The organism is Allobrachymonas chironomi DSM 19884 (assembly GCF_000374625.1).
Lineage (GTDB): Bacteria > Pseudomonadota > Gammaproteobacteria > Burkholderiales > Burkholderiaceae_C > Brachymonas > Brachymonas chironomi.
Map to the genome: position 1 here is coordinate 1 of NZ_KB894767.1, position 17,826 is coordinate 17,826.

Genomic DNA, 17,826 nt, shown 5'->3' on the forward strand with positions numbered 1-17,826 from the left:
TAATTGCTCGTGCGGCTTGACCCTATAACTTTGATCGAAGCGATCAAGGATGTTATGCCAGGCGCAATCAAGATGAAGAAGCTGATGAAGACTCTATGAATTCGCCCTGCTGCGCAAGCAGCAGGGCAACCCGTTAAAGCCTGATGACCATAGCGAGTTGGAACCACTCCTTCCCATCCCGAACAGGACAGTGAAACGACTCTGCGCCGATGATAGTGCGGATTCCCGTGTGAAAGTAGGTCATCGTCAGGCTACTTGCAGCAAGAAAAGCGCTCCCTCTCTGGGAGCGCTTTTTTTTGGTTTGTGGGTTTGCGCTGAACTGCGCCAGCCTCAGGCCGCAGGCATCAGCCCCTCCTCGGCCATCGACAGGGAGCGCCCCTGGGTGACAATCACGTGATCCAGCACCCGGATCTCCAACAGGCCCAGTGCCTGTATCAGCTGGCGCGTCAGCTGCACATCGGCCGCCGAGGGCTGCGTGTGGCCGCTGGGATGGTTGTGGCTGAGCACCACGCTGGCTGCATGGTGGTGCAGTGCCCGCAGCGCCACCTCCCGCGGATAGACACTCGTCTGGTTCAAGGTGCCGCGAAACATAACCTCGAACTCAAGCAGCTGGTGCTGGCTGTCCAGAAACAGCACGCCAAAGCATTCATGCGCCTTGTGGCCCAGTTGCATCTGAAGGTATTCACGTACCAGTGTCGGGTGATTCAATGCCTGGCGCTTGCGCAGCTGTTCGCCCATTCCCCGCCTGGCCAGCTCCATCACCGCCAGCAACTGGGCACGCTTTGCTGGGCCACCTAGCCCCTTGATGGCTGACAGCTCTTCGGACGGTGCGTGCAACAGTCCTGACAGACCGCCACAGCGATTCAGCAGCATTTGTGACAGGGACAAGACGTTGCAGCCTGATATGCCTGTGCGCAGGAGCAGGGACAGCAATTCAGCATCGGACAATGCGTGTGCGCCCTGGCTCAGGAGCTTTTCTCGTGGACGTGCCTCTAAGGGGATGTTCTGCATGTCTAATTAGTTAAAAAGTATTATTTAATTCACCTGCGCATTGTAGCTCTGAATGTTGCTGGATAGCCCGGTACAACGGGCCGATTTACAATGTGGGCTATTGCGAAACAGGGAACCCATGACTCAAGCCACTTCTGGCAGCACGCCTGTCGTGCAGCCGCATTCTTTTCTGACGCTCCACTACCGCCTGTCCGGGTCTCAGGGCGTCATCATCAATACTTTTGAAGGCAAGCCTGCGACCTTGTCGATGGGCTCGGGGGAGCTCTCGGAGTCTGTCGAAACCTATTTGCTGGGCCTGCCCGAAGGCGCCCACAAGACTTTCCAGATTCCTGCCGGTGTTGCCTTTGGCGAGCGCAATCCGCAGATGCTGCAATGGCTGAAGCGCAGTGTGCTGGCCGAGATGGGCGACCCGCAGGAGGAGTATGCGGTAGGTGAGGTGGTGCAATTTCCCACCCCGGACGCGCAAGGCATGTTTGCCGGTACTGTCGCCGAGTTGGCTGAAGAGGCCATCCTGTTTGACTTCAATCACCCGCTGGCTGGCCAGGCGGTCGTGTTTGAAGTGCAGATCATAGGAATCATCTGATCATGCAGAATCATGTGACTGCAGCTGATGCCAGCATCGTACTGGCCGAGCCACGCGGTTTTTGTGCAGGCGTGGACCGCGCCATTGATATCGTCGAGCGGGCCTTGCTCAAGTTTGGCAAGCCCATTTATGTGCGTCACGAAATCGTGCACAACACCTATGTTGTGAATGACCTGAAAGCGCGTGGTGCCATCTTCATCGAGGATCTGGATGAGGTGCCAGCCGGTGCCACGCTGGTGTTCAGTGCGCACGGCGTGAGCAAGGCAGTACAGCAGGAGGCAGCGCGTCGTGGCTTCCGCATTTTTGATGCCACCTGCCCGCTGGTGACCAAGGTGCACGTCGAGGTGGCCAAGCTGGCACGTGAAGGCTATGAGTTCATCATGATTGGCCACAAGGGGCATCCGGAGGTCGAGGGGACCATGGGGCAGCTCGATGCCGGCATCCATCTGGTGGAAGACCTTGACGATGTGGTGAGGGTAGAGCCGGCGCAAACCGACAAGCTGGCGGTGGTGACGCAGACCACGCTGAGCGTGGATGATGCAGCGGCTATTACAGCGGCTGTGAAGCAGCGCTTTCCGCAGATCCGCGAGCCCAAGCAGCAGGACATCTGCTATGCGACGCAGAATCGCCAGGATGCCGTGAAACTCCTCAGCAGCCAGGCCGACATCGTGATTGTGGTAGGTAGTCCGAGCAGCAGCAACAGCAACCGTCTGGCAGAACTGGCGCGCCGTCTGGGTGTGCCGGGCTATATGGTGGACAGCGCTGGCGATCTTCGTCCGGAGTGGTTCGAGGGCAAGCAGACGGTGGGGCTGACTGCAGGAGCATCCGCGCCTGAAGTGCTGGTGCAGCAGGTGGTGCAGCAGATCCGTGCCTATGGTGCTACCTCGGTACGCAATATGGATGGTGTCGTGGAAAATCTGAAGTTTCCCCTGCCAAAGGGGCTGAAGCTGGACTCCGATAGCTGACAACAGCTCGTTATTTTGAAGTATCAACCGGCAGCCACGCGTTGCCTGACCAAGGACACAAGCAAGCCATGCTAGATATCAACCTGCTGCGCAAGGAACTCGACAGTGTTGTCACACGCCTGCAAGCGCGCAAGAATCCACAGCCTTTCCTGAATGTGGAGGTATTTCGTGCGCTGGAGACCGAGCGCAAGACGATCCAGACACGTACCGAAGAACTGCAGTCGCAACGCAACAGCCTGAGCAAGCAGATCGGCCAGCTCAAGGGCCAGGGTGATCATGCCGGTGCTGAAGCCGTGATGGCGCAAGTGGGGCAGATCAAGCAGGAACTGGAGCAGAGTGCTGCACGTCTGGACCAGATCCAGACCGAGTTGGCTGAGATGCTGCCAGGCATTCCCAACCTGCCGCATGAAAGCGTGCCGGTGGGGGCCAGTGAAGACGATAACGTCGAACTGCGCCGCTGGGGCACGATTCCGCAATTCGATTTCGAACCCAAGGACCATGTCGATATCGGCGCAGGGCTGGGCCTGGATTTTGAAAGCGGGGCCAAATTGTCGGGCTCGCGCTTTGCCTTCATGCGCGGTCCGGTGGCGCGGCTGCATCGTGCACTGGCGCAGTTCATGCTCGATACCCAGACGGGAGAGCACGGGTATACCGAGTGCTATACGCCCTACATTGTCAATGCCGACAGTCTGCGTGGTACCGGCCAGCTGCCGAAGTTCGAGGCTGACCTGTTTGCGGCCAGGAAGGGGGGACAGGAGACCGAGGAGGAGCCGGACAACACGCCGCTTTATCTGATCCCGACCAGCGAAGTTCCGCTGACCAACCTGGTGCGCGATACCATCGTGGCGGAATCCGAGCTGCCGATCAAGCTGACGGCACAGACACCGTGTTTCCGCTCCGAGGCTGGTAGCCACGGCCGTGATGTGCGTGGCCTGATCCGCCAGCATCAGTTCGAAAAAGTGGAGATGGTGCAGATCGTGCATCCCGACAAGAGCTACGAAGCGCTGGAGGAAATGACTGGACATGCCGAAGCGATTCTGCAGAAGCTGGGTCTGCCGTATCGCGTGATCGTGCTGTGTACCGGAGACATGGGCTTTGGTGCCACGCGCACGCACGATCTGGAGGTCTGGGTGCCGGCGCAGAATACCTATCGCGAAATTTCCTCGGTCAGCAACTGTGCGTCTTTCCAGGCACGCCGCATGCAGGCGCGTTTCAAGAACGCCCAGGGCAAGAATGAGCTGGTGCATACGCTCAACGGCTCTGGCCTGGCGGTGGGGCGCTGCCTAGTGGCAGTGCTGGAAAACTTCCAGCAGGCCGATGGCAGTGTGCTGGTGCCGGAAGTACTACGCCCCTATATGGGTGGCGTAGAGGTGCTTGTACCGCAGGTTTGAGGGTTGAGCGCAGAAATTGCAGCACGCTCTTCCAGAAAAGCTGGATCAGATGTAAAATGACTAGCTTGACCTGCGCAGCCATGCTGCACAGTCCACGGAGAGGTGGCAGAGTGGTCGAATGCACCGGATTCGAAATCCGGCATACAGGTTCTCCTGTATCGAGGGTTCGAATCCCTCTCTCTCCGCCAAAACAAGAGACGGGCACCTGTAGCGTAAGCAACAGGTGCCTTTTCGTTGCAGGCGTGGCTGCTAATGGACGGCGTGCTTATACTGAAGTCAGGCGATGTCTGTGACACAGCTAGAGATCGACACATTTTTGTCATATTTCTTTTGCAATCATCTGTCACCATAGCGTCTGATACTGCCGCCTGCTGACGGTACTGCATACAAGAAAGGACACATGATGAGCGCCAAGGGCCAGCTACCCAAGGGTCTGGGAGATCTTTATTACCGCATGAGCCAGGAGGCCATGGACAGCTACGACGAGTTTCTCGAGCTGGAAATGGAGGACATGGACACGCTGGACGGAGAATTGCTGCCCGATCAGGACATGCTGGATCGCAAGCTGTATTTCCGTGAGCTGCTGCGCTTGCAGGCCGAGTTGGTCAAGCTCCAGGACTGGGTGCAGGCCACCAAGGAAAAGGTGGTGATCGTGTTTGAAGGCCGCGATTCGGCCGGCAAGGGCGGCGTGATCAAGCGTATCACCCAGCGCCTGAATCCGCGTGTGGTACGTGTGGCAGCGCTGCCGGCACCGAACGACCGCGAGCGCACGCAGTGGTATTTCCAGCGCTATGTGTCGCATCTGCCGGCAGGTGGCGAGATCGTGCTGTTTGACCGCAGCTGGTACAACCGCGCCGGTGTCGAGCATGTGATGGGCTTCTGTACGGATGAGGAGTACGAGGAATTTTTCCGCAGCGTGCCGGAGTTCGAGCGCATGCTGGTGCGCTCCGGTATCCGTCTGCTGAAGTACTGGTTCTCGATCACCGACGAGGAGCAGCATGCGCGCTTCATGAGTCGCATCCATGATCCGCTCAAGCAATGGAAGCTGAGCCCGATGGACCTGCAGAGCCGGGTGCGCTGGGAGCGTTATACCCATGCCAAGGAAGCGATGCTGGAACGCACCCACATTCCCGAGGCACCGTGGTGGGTGGTGCAGGCTGTGGACAAGAAGAAGGCGCGCCTGAACTGTATCAGCCACATTCTGGACAGCATGCCCTACCAGGAAGTCGAGCGCGAGGAAGTGGTGCTGCCTGAACGTACGCGTCACCCGGATTATGTGCGTCATCCGATTCCGGATTCGATGTACGTGCCTGAGCGCTACTGACGGCAAGAGTCCGCCACGATGCGGACTCCGCGGAAGAGATATCCACCCCATCTGGCGATGCCGATGGGGTTTTTTGTGTCGTGCACCAGGAGTTGGTGGGTGAGGCAGGGTTTATTCTGGTGATACACAGGGCATGACTGTCATATTTCAGCTATATGATGAGTGTAGCCATTCTTGGCTTTCCGGGTCCGCTGCCTTTGGCAGGGGCTGAAGGTGTCTGCAAGCCGGGTCCGGCCGAATCCCAACAACATGCTAGGAGATCAACATGTCGCGTGAAGTCGTAGTTGTCAGCGCTGTCCGTACTGCCATTGGTGGATACGGCGGCAGCCTGAAGGATGTTCCCACCACCGAACTGGCAGCCCTCGTGGTGCGTGAGTCGCTGGCGCGTGGCAATGTCGAAGGCAAGGATGTGGGTCATGTGGTGTTCGGCCACGTGGTGAATACCGAGCCGAAGGACATGTACCTGTCCCGCGTTGCGACTGTCAATGGCGGTTGTTCGATCGAGACGCCGGCCTATAACGTCAACCGCCTGTGCGGTTCCGGCCTGCAGGCGATCGTGTCTGCCAGCCAGTCCATCCTGCTGGGTGATTGCGATGTGGCCATCGGTGGTGGTGCCGAGAACATGAGCCGTGCTCCGTATGCGGCCCTGACGGCCCGCTGGGGTGCCCGCATGGGTGATACCAAGATGGTCGACATGATGGTCGGTGCCCTGCACGATCCGTTCCAGACCATCCACATGGGTGTGACGGCCGAGAACGTGGCCAAGGACTTCAACATCACGCGTGAAGACCAGGATGCGCTGGCGCTGGAAAGCCACCAGCGCGCCGAAAAGGCCTGGGCCGAAGGCCGTTTCAAGGACCAGATCGTGCCGGTGACCATCAAGGGCCGCAAGGGCGATGTGGTGTTCGAGCAGGACGAGCACTTCCGCACGGGTGCCAAGATCGAGGACTTCCAGAAGATGAAGCCGGTGTTCGTGAAGGAAAACGGCACCGTGACTGCTGCCAACGCTTCGGGCATCAACGACGCGGCTGCAGCCGTGGTGCTGATGGACGGCGAGGCTGCCAAGGCCCGTGGTGCCAAGCCGCTGGCGCGTCTGGTGGGTTATGCCCACGCTGGCGTGGAGCCGCGCATCATGGGTATCGGACCGGTGCCGGCATCCAACCTGGTGCTGAAGAAGCTGGGCCTGACGATCAATGACATGGATGTGATCGAGGCGAACGAGGCATTTGCGGCCCAGGCCTGTGCCGTGACGCGTGGCCTGAATGCCGATCCGGCCAAGGTCAACCCGAACGGTTCCGGCATTTCGCTGGGTCACCCGATTGGTGCGACCGGTGCCGTGATCACGGTGAAGGCCATCCATGAACTGCATCGCACGGGCGGCCGCTATGCGCTGGTCACCATGTGTATCGGTGGCGGTCAGGGTATTGCTGCCGTGTTCGAGCGCATGTAATTACATGACTGCCTGAAGGCGCAAGAGCCGCTGCACGGGAGTGCAGCGGCTCTTGTCATTTGGGAGGAGGGGGGTCAGTCGAAGGAGGCGATCTGTTCGGCGTAGTCGTGCAGGGCCATCAGGATGGATTCGCTGCGCGTATCCAGTGCCTGCTCCTGCAGCTGGTCCAGTTCGGCCAGCAGCTGATCGATGGAACGGGCTCCGTCCTGACCGTCCAGCAGGCGGGCAGCGCAATGCTGCTGCCATTGCTCCTGCTCTTCCGGTGTCAGGCTGTCCGGATGGTTGCGGGCGCGGTAGCGGAATACCAGCTCGGCCAGGCGTTCGTCCTGGAAGCGGGTGCGGTCCTGCGCCAGCTGGGCCGGAGACAGGGTGCGCAGCTGCTCCAGCTTGCGGCGGTCGCCATCACCGAGAAAGCCGCCATACAGGTCGGCATCCACATCGACCGCTTCACTGCTGGCAGGGCGCTGCAGTACCTGCTCCCAGATGGCGCTCATGTCGGGCAGGTCACGCGCGATGATGGCGTGCTGCCGGCTGCGTTCCTTGTCGATTTGCCACAGGGCGGCACGTTCGTCGGGCAGGGTGCCCCAGTTGCGCACGACCATCGGTGAGCGGTTCAGCTGGATGCTGCTGATTGGCAAGCGCTGCATGCCTTCAGGCAGGGCATCGCGCCGGCTGAACAGGCGCAGCCGGATGGTGTCGGCATCCAGTGTGGCCAGTTCGGACGGATCGTGGCGCAGGTCCCAGGCCAGGATCTCGTTGCGGTTGCCAGGATGGTTGCACAGCGGCCACATCAGGGCGGTGCAGCCGTACTCGGTCGGAATCATGCCGCTGATGTGCACGAAAGGGCGTGCCTGCTGCTGTGTGGCGGGCAGGCCAAGCTCTTCGGCAACCGCATGCTTGCTGCGCAGGCGCAGGGCAAAGTCGAACAGCCTGGGCTGGCGTTCACGCAGCAGGCGTGCCAGGGCGATGGTGGCGCGTACATCGGACAAGGCGTCGTGTGCGGCTGCGTGCTCCAGGCCGTTGGCAGCGCTCAGTTTTTCCAGGCGGAAGCTGGGCTTGCCGTCCACTTCGGGCCACTGGATGCCTTGCGGGCGCAGTGCCCAGGTCATGCGTACCACATCCAGCAGATCCCAGCGACTGCAGCCGTTTTGCCATTCGCGGCCATAGGGATCGATCAGGTTGCGCCAGAACAGGAAGCGGGTGAATTCGTCGTCGAAGCGGATCGTGTTGTAGCCAACGCCGATGGTGCCGGGCTGAGAAAGCTCATCGTGGATGCGCCGGGCGAACTGCCATTCGGGCAGGCCGTTTTCCAGGCATTGCTGCGGCGTGATGCCGGTGATCAGGCAGGAGCCCGGGTCGGGCAGATAGTCGGGGGCCGGCTGACACAGGATATTGATCGGCTCGCCAATCGGGTTGAGGTCGGCGTCGGTGCGGATGGCGGCAAACTGGGCCGGACGATCCTTGCGTGCGTCGGTGCCAAAGGTTTCGTAGTCGTGCCAGAGAAAGGTGATGGGCGTCATGGCCTGGTGTTACTCCTGCAGGAAAGCATCGATCAGGGTGGCCAGCGCGGCGGGCTGGTCGTGGTGCAGCATGTGGCCGGCATCCTGGACCACGGCGTGGCGCAGCGTGGCAATGGCAGTCATGCGCTGCAGATACTCGGCCTGGGTGTAGCGTTCGCCCCAGAAGGCCGCCAGGCTGTCGTCGCTGGCGCTGATGCTCAGCGTGGGGGCCTGGATGCGGCGCAGCACGGCATCGGCTTCAGCCACGTGGTACAGATGGGCGCTGGGGACCTTGTGTGCGGCATGGGCGCGGATATGCCAGCGGCCATCGGCCTGCGGCTGTGCCCACTGGCTGGCCAGCCACAGCGCCTTGGCATCGTCCAGCCGCGGGTTGGTTTTTTGCAGCCGGGCGGCCACGCTGGCCTGGTCGGGGTAGCTGTGCAGCTGCTTTTCGCCCTGGCGCTGTGCCTTGACCTGCTGCATCCAGTCACGCAGGCGGCCGGGGGCCTGCTCCGCTTGCGTGGCGGGCAGGCCAAAGCCTTCCAGGTTGACCAGCTTGCGGATGCGCTCCGGGCGCAGGCCGGCGTATTGGGTGGCGATGTTGCCGCCCATGCTGTGTCCGACCAGGTCGACCGGTTGCTGCGGCGAGAGCTGGTCCAGCAGGTAGTCCAGATCCAGCAGGTAGTCGGCAAACAGGAAGTGGTCGATCTGTTGTGGCACGACCGTAGCGCCAAAACCGCGCCAGTCGGGTGCCACGATGGCGTAATCGGGCGGCAGGGCGTCGACCAGGAACTGGTAGGAGGCCGCCACGTCCATCCAGCCGTGCGCCAGCACCAGCAGGGGCTGGTCGACACGGGGCTCGCCCCAGCGTAGCAGATGGTAGTCAAGACCGCGCACCGGCAGCGTACAGGAGCGGGCAGGGCGCAGCGGGGTATAGGGGGTAGGGGCAGTGGTGTTCACGGCCTAGATGGTAGCGCAGTGCAGCGCCATGAAAAACACCCCAAAAGTGGGTGTCCAGCTTTTGGGGTGCAGTTCAGGCCTCAGTCCGGCGTACCGGACCGGGGCGATCAGCGGGCAGCTTCAGCCACGTAGATTTCCACGCGACGGTTCTGGGCGCGGCCATCCACGGTGGCGTTGCTGGCCACCGGCTGGGTAGAGCCGGCACCAGAGGTCATGATGCGGTTGGAGGCGACGCCACGGCTCACCAGATAGTTCTTGGCGGCGTTGGCGCGGTTCAGCGACAGCGGGTTGTTGATGGCGTCAGTGCCGGTGCTGTCGGTGTGGCCGATGATGCTCACGGTGGTTACCGGGTTCTGGTTCAGCGTGGTAGCCAGGGTGTTCAGCACCGAGTACATGTTGGCGTTCAGCGTGGCGGAGCCGGTGGCAAAGCCTGCATCAGCCGGCACGTTGATCTTCAGGCGGTTGTCGGCAGTCTGGGTGACCTGAACCGGAGTGCCTGCCGTGGCGGCCTGCATCTGCTGCTTTTGCTTTTCCATGTGGTTGGACCACAGGTAGGTGCCCGTACCACCCACGGCTGCACCAATCAGTGCGCCCTTCAAGGTGTCGGTGCCATCCTGGTGGTGGCCGATGGCAGCGCCAGCCAGCGCGCCCACGGCCGTACCGATGGCGGTGTTGCGCTGGGTGGTGGTCATGGTGCTGGTGCCGTCAGCAGCACAGCCAGCCAGCAGGCCAGCGGCAGTAGCAGCAACGGTCAGGGAAGCAAGCGTCTTCTTCATGTTCAAATCTCCTTGATATGAATTGCCGTGACTTGGCAACGACCTGATTCTAGGCAGCTGTTACAGGTCCCGATGTAGGAAACCGCTGATGTTGACGGTAATTCTTTGTATCTTGTGCGTATTACTTGGCACTTTGCAGGGCAACCTTTCACGCGGTTCGCGCAGCCTGTCATCGGCGAGCTGTCGGCAGGCCTCGGACAGACGCGAAAAATCTGTTACAAACAGCCTGATCCCTGTCTGAATAGCACACCCTCATGGTCAGAAAGTCCCACGTCAGTGAAACCCCGGCAACGCAGCTGCTGCGCCGCCACGGCATCGCCTTCGAAGAGCACCAATACGACTGGGTGCCGCACGGCGGAGCGCGCCACAGTGCCGAGGTGCTGCAGGCGGATCCGTCAAGCGTGGTCAAGACGCTGATCATGCAGGATCAGGAGCGCCAGCCGCTGGTGATCCTGATGCACGGCAACTGCAGCGTGTCCACCAAGCAGCTGGCGCGCCAGATCGGTGCCAAACAGGTCGAACCGTGCGCGGTGGAGGTGGCGCAGCGCCATACCGGCTATCTGGTGGGCGGCACTTCGCCGTTCGGCACAAGGCGCAGCATGCCGGTGTATATCGAGCGCAGCATCCTGGCGCTGCCGCGCATCCTGATCAACGGGGGCAGGCGTGGTTATCTGCTCGGCATCGATCCGCAAGTGTGCCTGGATTTGCTGCAGGCGACGCCGGTCGACTGTGCTTTGGCAGAATAGGGCCTGCATCCATCTACAAGGAACCCATACCCATGACTCTTGCAAGCGTGCTGGCCATTGTGCTGGCCTATCTGATTGGCTCCCTGAGCTTTGCCGTGCTCGTGAGCAAGGCGATGGGACTGAACGATCCGCGCAGCTACGGCAGCGGCAACCCGGGGGCGACCAACGTGCTGCGCAGTGGCAATCGCCAGGCCGCAGTCCTGACGCTGCTGCTGGATGCCTTCAAGGGTTGGCTGCCGGTATTCATGGTGAGCCGCTTTGGTGCCCAGTGGGGGCTGGACGGTACCGATGTGGCACTGGTCGGCCTGGCGGCTTTCCTGGGGCATCTCTATCCGGTGTTTTTCGGATTCAAGGGCGGCAAGGGCGTGGCCACTGCTGCAGGCGTGCTACTGGCATTCGAGCCGATGCTGGGGCTGGGGCTGCTGGCGATCTGGGGTCTGGTGGCACTGGTGTTCCGTTACTCCTCGCTGGCGGCTCTGGTAACGGCGCTGGCTTCGCCCATGCTCTACATGGCCGGCAGCAATGGCTGGTGGCCGGTGCAAGGCCCGATCCTGCTGGCCATCATCGCCATGAGCCTGCTGCTGATCTGGCGTCACCGCAGCAACATCAGCAAGCTGTTTGCCGGTACGGAAGGCAAGCTGGGCAGCAAGAAGAAATAGCTTCCGGACAAGGAAAAACCCCGTTACGCCCAGGCATGACGGGGTTCGTGTTTTGGCCGCGCGGAATCAGTCGCGGAAGTTGTCGAAGGACAGCGGCACGTCGGTAATGTCCTTGCGGATCAGTGCCATGGCAGCCTGCAGGTCGTCGCGCTTGGCACCGGTGACACGCACGCTGTCACCCTGGATCGAGGCCTGCAGCTTGAGCTTGCTTTCCTTGACCAGCTTCTGGATCTTCTTGGCCAGTTCGGACTCGATGCCGTTGCGTACCTTGACCACCTGCTTGACCTTGTCGCCGCCGATTTTCTCGACCTTGCCCATGTCCAGGAAGCGCACATCGACGTTGCGCTTGGTCATCTTGTTGCGCAGGATGTCCTCGACCTGCTGCAACTGGAATTCGGCGTCGCCGAGCAGGGTGATTTCCTTGTCCTTGATCTCGATGCCGGCAGAGGTGCCCTTGAAATCGAAACGGGTACCGATTTCCTTGGCGGTGTTCTCCACGGCATTTTTCACTTCAACCAGATTGGGTTCGCAAACGGTGTCAAAAGAGGGCATGTCGCTGTCTTCCTGAGGATGATGATGCGACAATTATCCCCCATGACCATCCTCCGTATCGAACACAACGTTTCCCTCGATCCCTACAACACGCTGGGCATTGCAGCGCGCGCACACAGCCTGCTGCGCGTGCGTCAGCCGTCCGACCTGCAGGCCCTGGCCGAGCAGCCGCGCCAGCTGGAGCGCGGCCACCTGGTGCTGGGTGGCGGCAGCAATATGGTGATCACCGGTGACCTGCTGGCCCTGGTGATCAAGATGGAGATTCAGGGACGGACCCTGGTGGAGGAAACCGATCGCCACTGGATCGTGCAGGCGGGTGCCGGCGAAGTCTGGCATGACTTTGTCGCCTGGACCCTGCAGCAGGGTTACCCGGGGCTGGAAAACCTGGCACTGATTCCCGGCACCGTGGGCGCGGCCCCGGTGCAGAACATCGGGGCCTATGGCATCGAGCTGCAGGACCGTTTTCACAGCCTGGATGCGATCGAGCTGGCCACGGGCCGCCCGTTTACGCTGGATGCCACGCAGTGCCGTTTCTCCTACCGCGATTCCGTTTTCAAGCAAAAGGGCGAGGGCGGTCTGGCCGGCAAGGCGGTGATCACGCAGGTGCGCTTTGCGCTGCCCAAGCAGTGGCGTCCCGAAATCGGCTATCTGGACATCGAGCGCAAGATGGCCGAGTGGGGCATCACCGGGCCCACGGCACAGCAGGTGTTCGACATGGTGGTGGCGATCCGTCGCGCCAAGCTGCCGGACCCGGCCGAGGTGGGCAACGTGGGCAGCTTCTTCAAGAATCCGGTGGTTTCGCGCGAACAGTGCGACGACATCATCGGCCGCGATCCGCACATCGTGCACTATCCGATGCCGGACGGCACCGTCAAGCTGGCCGCCGGCTGGCTGATCGATGCCTGCGGCTGGCGCGGCAAGAGCATGGGCAATGCCGGGGTTTATCCGAAGCAGGCGCTGGTGCTGATCAACCGTTTCCACGAAACCGGCATTCGGGCCACCGGCGGCGAGGTGATGACCCTGGCCCAGGCGATCCAGACCAGTGTCTACGAGCGCTTCGGCATTCGGCTCGAACCTGAGCCGGTCGTGGTCTGAAACAGCTTGCCCGAGCAGCCCGTACGGGCAAGAAGCAGCTGTTATGGTGGGGTATTCAGATTCTCGGTGCCCACCATGCGATTTCCCCGTTTTTCGTCTGTTGCGCTGGCGGCGAGCCTGCTGGCATTGCTGGCCTGTGAGCAACAGGGCGCTGGCAAGGCCAGCCGGCTGTTGCCGGCCGCTTCGGCCCAGACCACGATGTCGGCCGCTGCCAACCCGCAGCCGGCCGGGCATATGCGACTGATCGATCCCCTGGACCGCGAGGACTACTATTGCCTGGACATCATGGGTTCGGGCGATTACGTGCGTTTTGACCTGCCGATGACGGCGCACAACTGCAAGCCCGGCCTGTATGCCGATGAGGCAGTGCGGCTGCAGGCTGATGGCCGGCTGTATTTTCCGCAGTACCAGGTCTGCGCCACCGTGGCCGGACTCAACGGCCGTGCACTGGCTGGCGCGGCCGTGCTGGCACGCCCTTGCGGCGAGCGAAGCCCCTTCATGGAGGCCGATGCGCTGCAGCGTTTTGTACAGCATGCCGATGGCCGCATCGAGCTGCAGGGCTCCGGCCTGTGCCTGACTGCCGGCAAGGACTCCGATAGCACCTTCGAGCCCACGCATCGCTGGCGCAGCCTGTTTGTCGAGCATTGCAGCCAGACCGAAGCGCGCCTGTCGCAATGGGAGTTTGTGCAGCCGGTCACGCCAGCGCACTGACACAAGGCCAAAAACGTGATTTGCTAACGCATTCCCTGATTCTTCGATCCGGACACTTTCTTGCCATGGCGCTCGTCGTATCATGGGATTTTTCTGTCTTTCGCAAGGAACACGCCATGAGCAACTCCATCGTCAATGACCTGCTGCAACAACTGCAAGGCGACCGCCTGGGCCAGATCGCCAGCTAGCTGGGGGCCAGCCCGTCCCAGACCAGCGATGCCATTTCGGCTGCCATTCCGATGATCGTGGGTGCCCTGGGCAAGAACACACAGACGCAGCAGGGCGCGGACGATCTGTTCGGCGCGCTGCAGCGTGACCACATGGGCGGTGCTTCCGTTGGCGGCCTGGATCTGGGCGGACTGCTGGGTTCCGTGCTGGGCGGCGGTCAAACCGCCGGTCGCCAGTTTGACGGTGGCGGCATTCTGGGCCATATCTTTGGTGGCGCCCAGCCGCGCGCCGAAGCAGGCTTGGGCCAGGTCAGCGGCATGAGCTCCGGCCAGTCCGGCCAGCTGCTCAAGATCCTGGCGCCGATCGTGATGTCCTTCCTGGCCAGCCGCGTGATGGCAGGTGGCATGAGTTCCGGCAGCCTGGGTGGCATGCTGGGCCAGGAGCGTGCCCAGGTGCAGCAACAGGGCGGCCTGGGTGGCGGCCTGCTGAATGCGGTGCTGGACCAGGACGGTGACGGCCAGGTCGGTCTGGGTGACTTGCTGAAGATCGGCAGCGCTTTCCTGAAGCGTTGATGACCGGCTGTCGGCAGTCCCTGCGCTGCTGACATCCCGCCATGAAAAACGCCTGGCAGTTTGCGCTGCCAGGCGTTTCTGTTGTGGGTCGCAAAAAAGCGATCAGCCCTTCTTGCCTTCCAGCTTCAGCATGGCGGCGCCTTCGCCGAGCTGCAGCAGGCCGCTGTTGGCGTAAATGCTCAGCTTGTCGCGCGTATCGACAATGTCCAGGTTGCGCATGGTCAGCTGGCCGATGCGATCAGCCGGGCTGAACGGCGCGTTCTCGACCTTTTCCATGCTCAGGCGCTCTGGCGCATAAGTCAGGTTGGGCGATTCGGTGTTCAGGATCGAGTAGTCGTTGCCACGACGCAGCTCCAGCGTCACTTCGCCGGTGATGGCGCGTGCGACCCAGCGCTGGGCGGTTTCGCGCAGCATCAGGGTTTGCGGGTCGAACCAGCGGCCCTGGTACAGCAGGCGGCCCAGCTTCAGGCCGTTGATGCGGTACTGCTCGATGGTGTCCTCGTTGTGGATGCCGGTGACCAGGCGTTCGTAGGCAATGTGCAGCAGCGCCATGCCGGGGGCTTCGTAAATGCCGCGGCTCTTGGCCTCGATGATGCGGTTCTCGATCTGGTCGCTCATGCCCAGGCCGTGGCGGCCACCGATGCGGTTGGCTTCCAGGAACAGCTCGACCGGATCGTGGATTTCCTTGCCGTTCAGGGCGACCGGCACACCTTCCTCGAAGCGCACGCGCACTTCCTCGGCCTGGACGTCGACTTCCGGCTTCCAGAAAGCGACACCCATGATCGGGCTGACGATGCGCACACCGCTGTTCAGCTCTTCCAGATCCTTGGCTTCGTGCGTGGCACCCAGCATGTTGCTGTCGGTGGAGTAGGCCTTTTCGACACTCATCTTGTAGTCGAAACCGTTCTTGATGAGGAACTCGCTCATCTCCTTGCGGCCGCCGAGTTCGTCGATGAAGTTCTGGTCCAGCCAGGGCTTGTAGATCTTCAGCGCCGGGTTGGTCAGCAGGCCGTAGCGGTAGAAGCGCTCGATGTCGTTGCCCTTATAGGTGGAGCCGTCACCCCAGATGTTGACGTCGTCTTCCTTCATGGCGGCCACCAGCATGGTGCCGGTCACGGCACGGCCCAGCGGCGTGGTGTTGTAGTAGTAGATGCCGCCGGTGCTGACGTGGAAGGCACCGCACTGGATGGCGGCGATGCCCTCGTGGGCCAGCTGCGTGCGGCAGTCGATCAGGCGTGCCTTCTCGGCACCGTATTCGGAGGCCTTGCGCGGAATCGCTTCGTAGTCGTCCTCGTCGGGCTGGCCCAGGTTGGCGGTGTAGGCGTAGGGAATGGCACCTTTCTGGCGCATCCACAGCAGGGCGGCGCTGGTGTCCAGACCGCCGGAAAAGGCGATGCCGACCTTCTGGCCGACGGGAATGTTTTGCAGGATGGTATTGGACATGGTGTGTATCCGGAAAAATCGGGAATGGGATCAGCCGTAGTGGCAGATGTAGTGGAAGGCCTCTTCCACGCGGATGTCGAAGGAGCTGTCGCCCGGGATGCTGAACGATTCGCCGGCGCTGCAGCGCTGCCAGCTGTCGCTGCCGGCCAGCCTGTATTCGCAGCCACCGTGCACGCATTCCATGATTTCGGGGGCGGCGGTGCCGAAGGTCAGCGTGGCCGGCAGGACCACGCCGGCCGACTTGCGCGTGCCGTCGGCCAGGGTGAAGCTGTGCGAAACGCACTTGCCGTCAAAGTACACATTGGCCTTGGCATCCAGGGCCACATTGTTCAGGATGGTAGTCATGGGGGAATCGGATCAGACAGAGACATGGCACGCGCAGGTGCCAAAGCATGAATGTTACCGCTTTTGTACAGCCAGCGGCTAGAGCAGTGGTGAAAGCAGACGGGCGAAGGCGGTCAGCATGCGTTCGTGCCACTGGGAGCGCTGGTCCATGATTTCCTGCGTGACGTAGCGGGTCCGGCTGCGGTCGTCGGCAAAATCCGCTGCCAGCTGCGCATTCATTTCCGGGCCATACAGTACCACCGCATTCTCGAAGTTCAGCAGAAAGCTGCGGTTGTCAAAGTTGGCCGTGCCGATCATGCTGTACTCGGTATCCACCACTAGCGTCTTGGCATGCAGCATGCCCTTGCCCTGGTATTCGAAGATCTTCACGCCGACCATGCGCAGTGCGCCGAAGTACGAGCGCGCAGCCCAGGTGACCAGAAAGGAATCGCTGCGCATGGGCACCATGATCTGCACGTCAACGCCGCGCAGTGCGGCGTTGATCAGGGCGTAGAAGGCCGGCTCGGTCGGCACGAAATAGGGTGTGGTCAGCAGGATGCGCACCTTGGCCATGTTGATCGCATGCAGCATGCCGCGATGGATGGCCTCGCGCCCGCTGTCCGGGCCCGAAGCCAGCACCTGCACGGCATGATCGCCAGGCTCCTGTGGCGGAAATACATCGGCCTCGAACTGGTGCCGGCCGCTGGCATAGACCCAGTCCTGCATGAAGGTGTACTGCAACCAGCGCACGGCAGCGCCTTCCATGCGCAGGTGGGTATCGCGGTAGGCGGTTTCGGGATTCTGCTTTTCGCAACCGTCATCGGTGACGTTGATGCCGCCGGTAAAACCGATATGCCCGTCCACCACCAGGATCTTGCGGTGCGTGCGCAGATTGACAAAGGGCATCATGCGGTGCAGGCGTGCCGGGTGGAATACCGCCAGTTCGCCGCCAGCCTCGGTGAAGGCATGGAGCAACTTGCGGCCACGCCGGCCCAGCAGGCGCGCAGAGCCGAGACCGTCCACCAGCAGGCGCACATGCACGCCTTCGCGTGCTTTTGCCGTCAAGGCCGTCAGCAGGGTGCTGCCCGTGCTGTCGGGATCGAAAATATAGTATTCGAGGTGGATGTGCTGCCGTGCATCGGCCACGGCTTGCAGGATCGCGCTGAAGGTGGCATCGCCATTGCGGAGGCGCTCGATGCTGGCGCAGCTGGAGACCGGCATGCCGCAGGCGGCCTCGATCAGGCGCTGGTGCTGGCGCTCGGCCACCGACGGGCTGAACTCGCCTTCCAGCAGCTTGTCCATGTCGTTTTCGGAGGCGAGCAGGATGCGGCTGCGGGTACGTCGCAGGGTCTGGCGGTTGACGCGGGTCGGACCGAAGAAGTGGTAGATCAGGATGCCGACGGGCGGCACCAGCCCGAGAATCATGATCCAGGCCAGGGTGGCCACCGGGGCGCGCTGCTGCCAGATGATACGCAAGGCCAGGTAAATGCCGGTCACCAGCCAGAGCCAAGCCAGCAGGCTTTTCCAGTGCAGCAACAGGTAATCGATCATGGCAGGGCAGCAGGCAAAGTCGCACTGATTCGCTGCGACTTGGTAG

At 61.8% G+C, this 17,826-nt stretch carries 19 protein-coding genes, 1 tRNA gene and 1 rRNA gene; 13 read left to right on the top strand and 8 right to left on the bottom strand.

Going from position 1 to position 17,826, the window contains the following annotated elements:
* Window positions 1-139 precede the first annotated feature (139 nt).
* Window positions 140-252: ribosomal RNA gene (gene rrf / locus C513_RS0104945) — 5S ribosomal RNA — on the top strand.
* Between the two features lie 78 nt (window positions 253-330).
* On the opposite strand, the gene radC is transcribed toward rrf, so the two are convergent.
* Window positions 331-1,011: a RadC family protein gene (gene radC / locus C513_RS0104950; RefSeq protein WP_026320559.1), complete on the bottom strand. Its 681-nt coding sequence runs from the start codon at window positions 1,009-1,011 to the stop codon at window positions 331-333.
* Window positions 1,012-1,129: 118 nt separating this feature from the next.
* Between radC and C513_RS0104955 the strand changes: the two genes are divergently transcribed.
* The 6 genes from C513_RS0104955 (at window position 1,130) to bktB (ending at window position 6,724) form a co-directional block, all read left to right on the top strand.
* Window positions 1,130-1,594: an FKBP-type peptidyl-prolyl cis-trans isomerase gene (locus C513_RS0104955; protein ID WP_026320560.1), complete on the top strand. Its 465-nt coding sequence runs from the start codon at window positions 1,130-1,132 to the stop codon at window positions 1,592-1,594.
* A gap of 2 nt (window positions 1,595-1,596) precedes the next feature.
* Window positions 1,597-2,559 carry a 4-hydroxy-3-methylbut-2-enyl diphosphate reductase gene (gene ispH / locus C513_RS0104960; RefSeq protein ID WP_018714932.1) on the top strand — a complete coding sequence of 321 codons (963 nt, stop codon included), beginning with the start codon at window positions 1,597-1,599 and terminating at the stop codon, window positions 2,557-2,559.
* Window positions 2,560-2,627: 68 nt separating this feature from the next.
* Window positions 2,628-3,950, top strand: a complete 1,323-nt coding sequence (gene serS, locus C513_RS0104965) for a serine--tRNA ligase (RefSeq protein WP_018714933.1) — start codon at window positions 2,628-2,630, stop codon at window positions 3,948-3,950.
* A gap of 96 nt (window positions 3,951-4,046) precedes the next feature.
* Window positions 4,047-4,138: transfer RNA gene (locus C513_RS0104970), tRNA-Ser, on the top strand.
* A 266-nt stretch (window positions 4,139-4,404) separates the two neighbouring features.
* Window positions 4,405-5,274: a polyphosphate kinase 2 gene (gene ppk2, locus C513_RS0104975; RefSeq protein ID WP_425386761.1), complete on the top strand. Its 870-nt coding sequence runs from the start codon at window positions 4,405-4,407 to the stop codon at window positions 5,272-5,274.
* Window positions 5,275-5,539: 265 nt separating this feature from the next.
* The gene (bktB, locus tag C513_RS0104980) at window positions 5,540-6,724 is read left to right on the top strand and encodes a beta-ketothiolase BktB (RefSeq protein ID WP_018714935.1); all 1,185 of its coding nucleotides are present in this window, start codon (window positions 5,540-5,542) and stop codon (window positions 6,722-6,724) included.
* Between the two features lie 74 nt (window positions 6,725-6,798).
* On the opposite strand, the gene sbcB is transcribed toward bktB, so the two are convergent.
* From sbcB to C513_RS0104995, 3 genes are all read right to left on the bottom strand, one after another.
* The gene (gene sbcB, locus C513_RS0104985) at window positions 6,799-8,244 is read right to left on the bottom strand and encodes an exodeoxyribonuclease I (protein ID WP_018714936.1); all 1,446 of its coding nucleotides are present in this window, start codon (window positions 8,242-8,244) and stop codon (window positions 6,799-6,801) included.
* Between the two features lie 9 nt (window positions 8,245-8,253).
* On the bottom strand, window positions 8,254-9,183 hold the full coding sequence (locus C513_RS0104990; RefSeq protein WP_018714937.1) for an alpha/beta fold hydrolase: 930 nt from the start codon (window positions 9,181-9,183) through the stop codon (window positions 8,254-8,256).
* Between the two features lie 107 nt (window positions 9,184-9,290).
* Entirely contained in the window at window positions 9,291-9,959 is a 669-nt protein-coding gene (locus tag C513_RS0104995; RefSeq protein WP_018714938.1) for a YiaD family glycine zipper/OmpA-like lipoprotein, read from the bottom strand.
* Window positions 9,960-10,213: 254 nt separating this feature from the next.
* Here C513_RS0104995 and C513_RS0105000 point away from each other — a divergent pair, with 254 nt between their 5' ends.
* Together C513_RS0105000 and plsY are read left to right on the top strand one after the other, a co-directional pair.
* A complete protein-coding gene (locus tag C513_RS0105000; RefSeq protein ID WP_018714939.1) occupies window positions 10,214-10,705 on the top strand; it encodes an aminoacyl-tRNA deacylase in 492 nt (163 codons plus the stop codon).
* A 32-nt stretch (window positions 10,706-10,737) separates the two neighbouring features.
* Complete coding sequence (gene plsY, locus C513_RS0105005) at window positions 10,738-11,364, top strand: glycerol-3-phosphate 1-O-acyltransferase PlsY (protein ID WP_018714940.1); 627 nt, start codon at window positions 10,738-10,740, stop codon at window positions 11,362-11,364.
* Window positions 11,365-11,430: 66 nt separating this feature from the next.
* Here plsY and C513_RS0105010 read toward each other — a convergent pair whose 3' ends face one another.
* Window positions 11,431-11,916, bottom strand: coding sequence for a YajQ family cyclic di-GMP-binding protein (locus C513_RS0105010; protein ID WP_018714941.1), 486 nt, complete (start codon window positions 11,914-11,916; stop codon window positions 11,431-11,433).
* 42 nt (window positions 11,917-11,958) lie between these two features.
* Here C513_RS0105010 and murB point away from each other — a divergent pair, with 42 nt between their 5' ends.
* The 4 genes from murB (at window position 11,959) to C513_RS13550 (ending at window position 14,462) form a co-directional block, all read left to right on the top strand.
* Entirely contained in the window at window positions 11,959-13,011 is a 1,053-nt protein-coding gene (gene murB, locus C513_RS0105015; RefSeq protein WP_018714942.1) for a UDP-N-acetylmuramate dehydrogenase, read from the top strand.
* Window positions 13,012-13,086: 75 nt separating this feature from the next.
* Complete coding sequence (locus C513_RS0105020; protein ID WP_156816046.1) at window positions 13,087-13,722, top strand: RICIN domain-containing protein; 636 nt, start codon at window positions 13,087-13,089, stop codon at window positions 13,720-13,722.
* A gap of 65 nt (window positions 13,723-13,787) precedes the next feature.
* Window positions 13,788-13,910: a hypothetical protein gene (locus C513_RS14720; RefSeq protein ID WP_018714944.1), complete on the top strand. Its 123-nt coding sequence runs from the start codon at window positions 13,788-13,790 to the stop codon at window positions 13,908-13,910.
* The gene (locus C513_RS13550) at window positions 13,911-14,462 is read left to right on the top strand and encodes a DUF937 domain-containing protein (RefSeq protein ID WP_425386762.1); all 552 of its coding nucleotides are present in this window, start codon (window positions 13,911-13,913) and stop codon (window positions 14,460-14,462) included.
* A 102-nt stretch (window positions 14,463-14,564) separates the two neighbouring features.
* Here the strand turns inward: C513_RS13550 and argG are convergent, their stop codons facing one another.
* The 3 genes from argG to cls form a co-directional block, all read right to left on the bottom strand.
* Window positions 14,565-15,905, bottom strand: coding sequence for an argininosuccinate synthase (gene argG / locus C513_RS0105030; protein ID WP_018714946.1), 1,341 nt, complete (start codon window positions 15,903-15,905; stop codon window positions 14,565-14,567).
* Between the two features lie 30 nt (window positions 15,906-15,935).
* Window positions 15,936-16,250 carry a pyrimidine/purine nucleoside phosphorylase gene (gene ppnP / locus C513_RS0105035; protein WP_018714947.1) on the bottom strand — a complete coding sequence of 105 codons (315 nt, stop codon included), beginning with the start codon at window positions 16,248-16,250 and terminating at the stop codon, window positions 15,936-15,938.
* Between the two features lie 78 nt (window positions 16,251-16,328).
* Window positions 16,329-17,780 carry a cardiolipin synthase gene (gene cls / locus C513_RS0105040; RefSeq protein WP_018714948.1) on the bottom strand — a complete coding sequence of 484 codons (1,452 nt, stop codon included), beginning with the start codon at window positions 17,778-17,780 and terminating at the stop codon, window positions 16,329-16,331.
* Window positions 17,781-17,826: the final 46 nt, after the last annotated feature.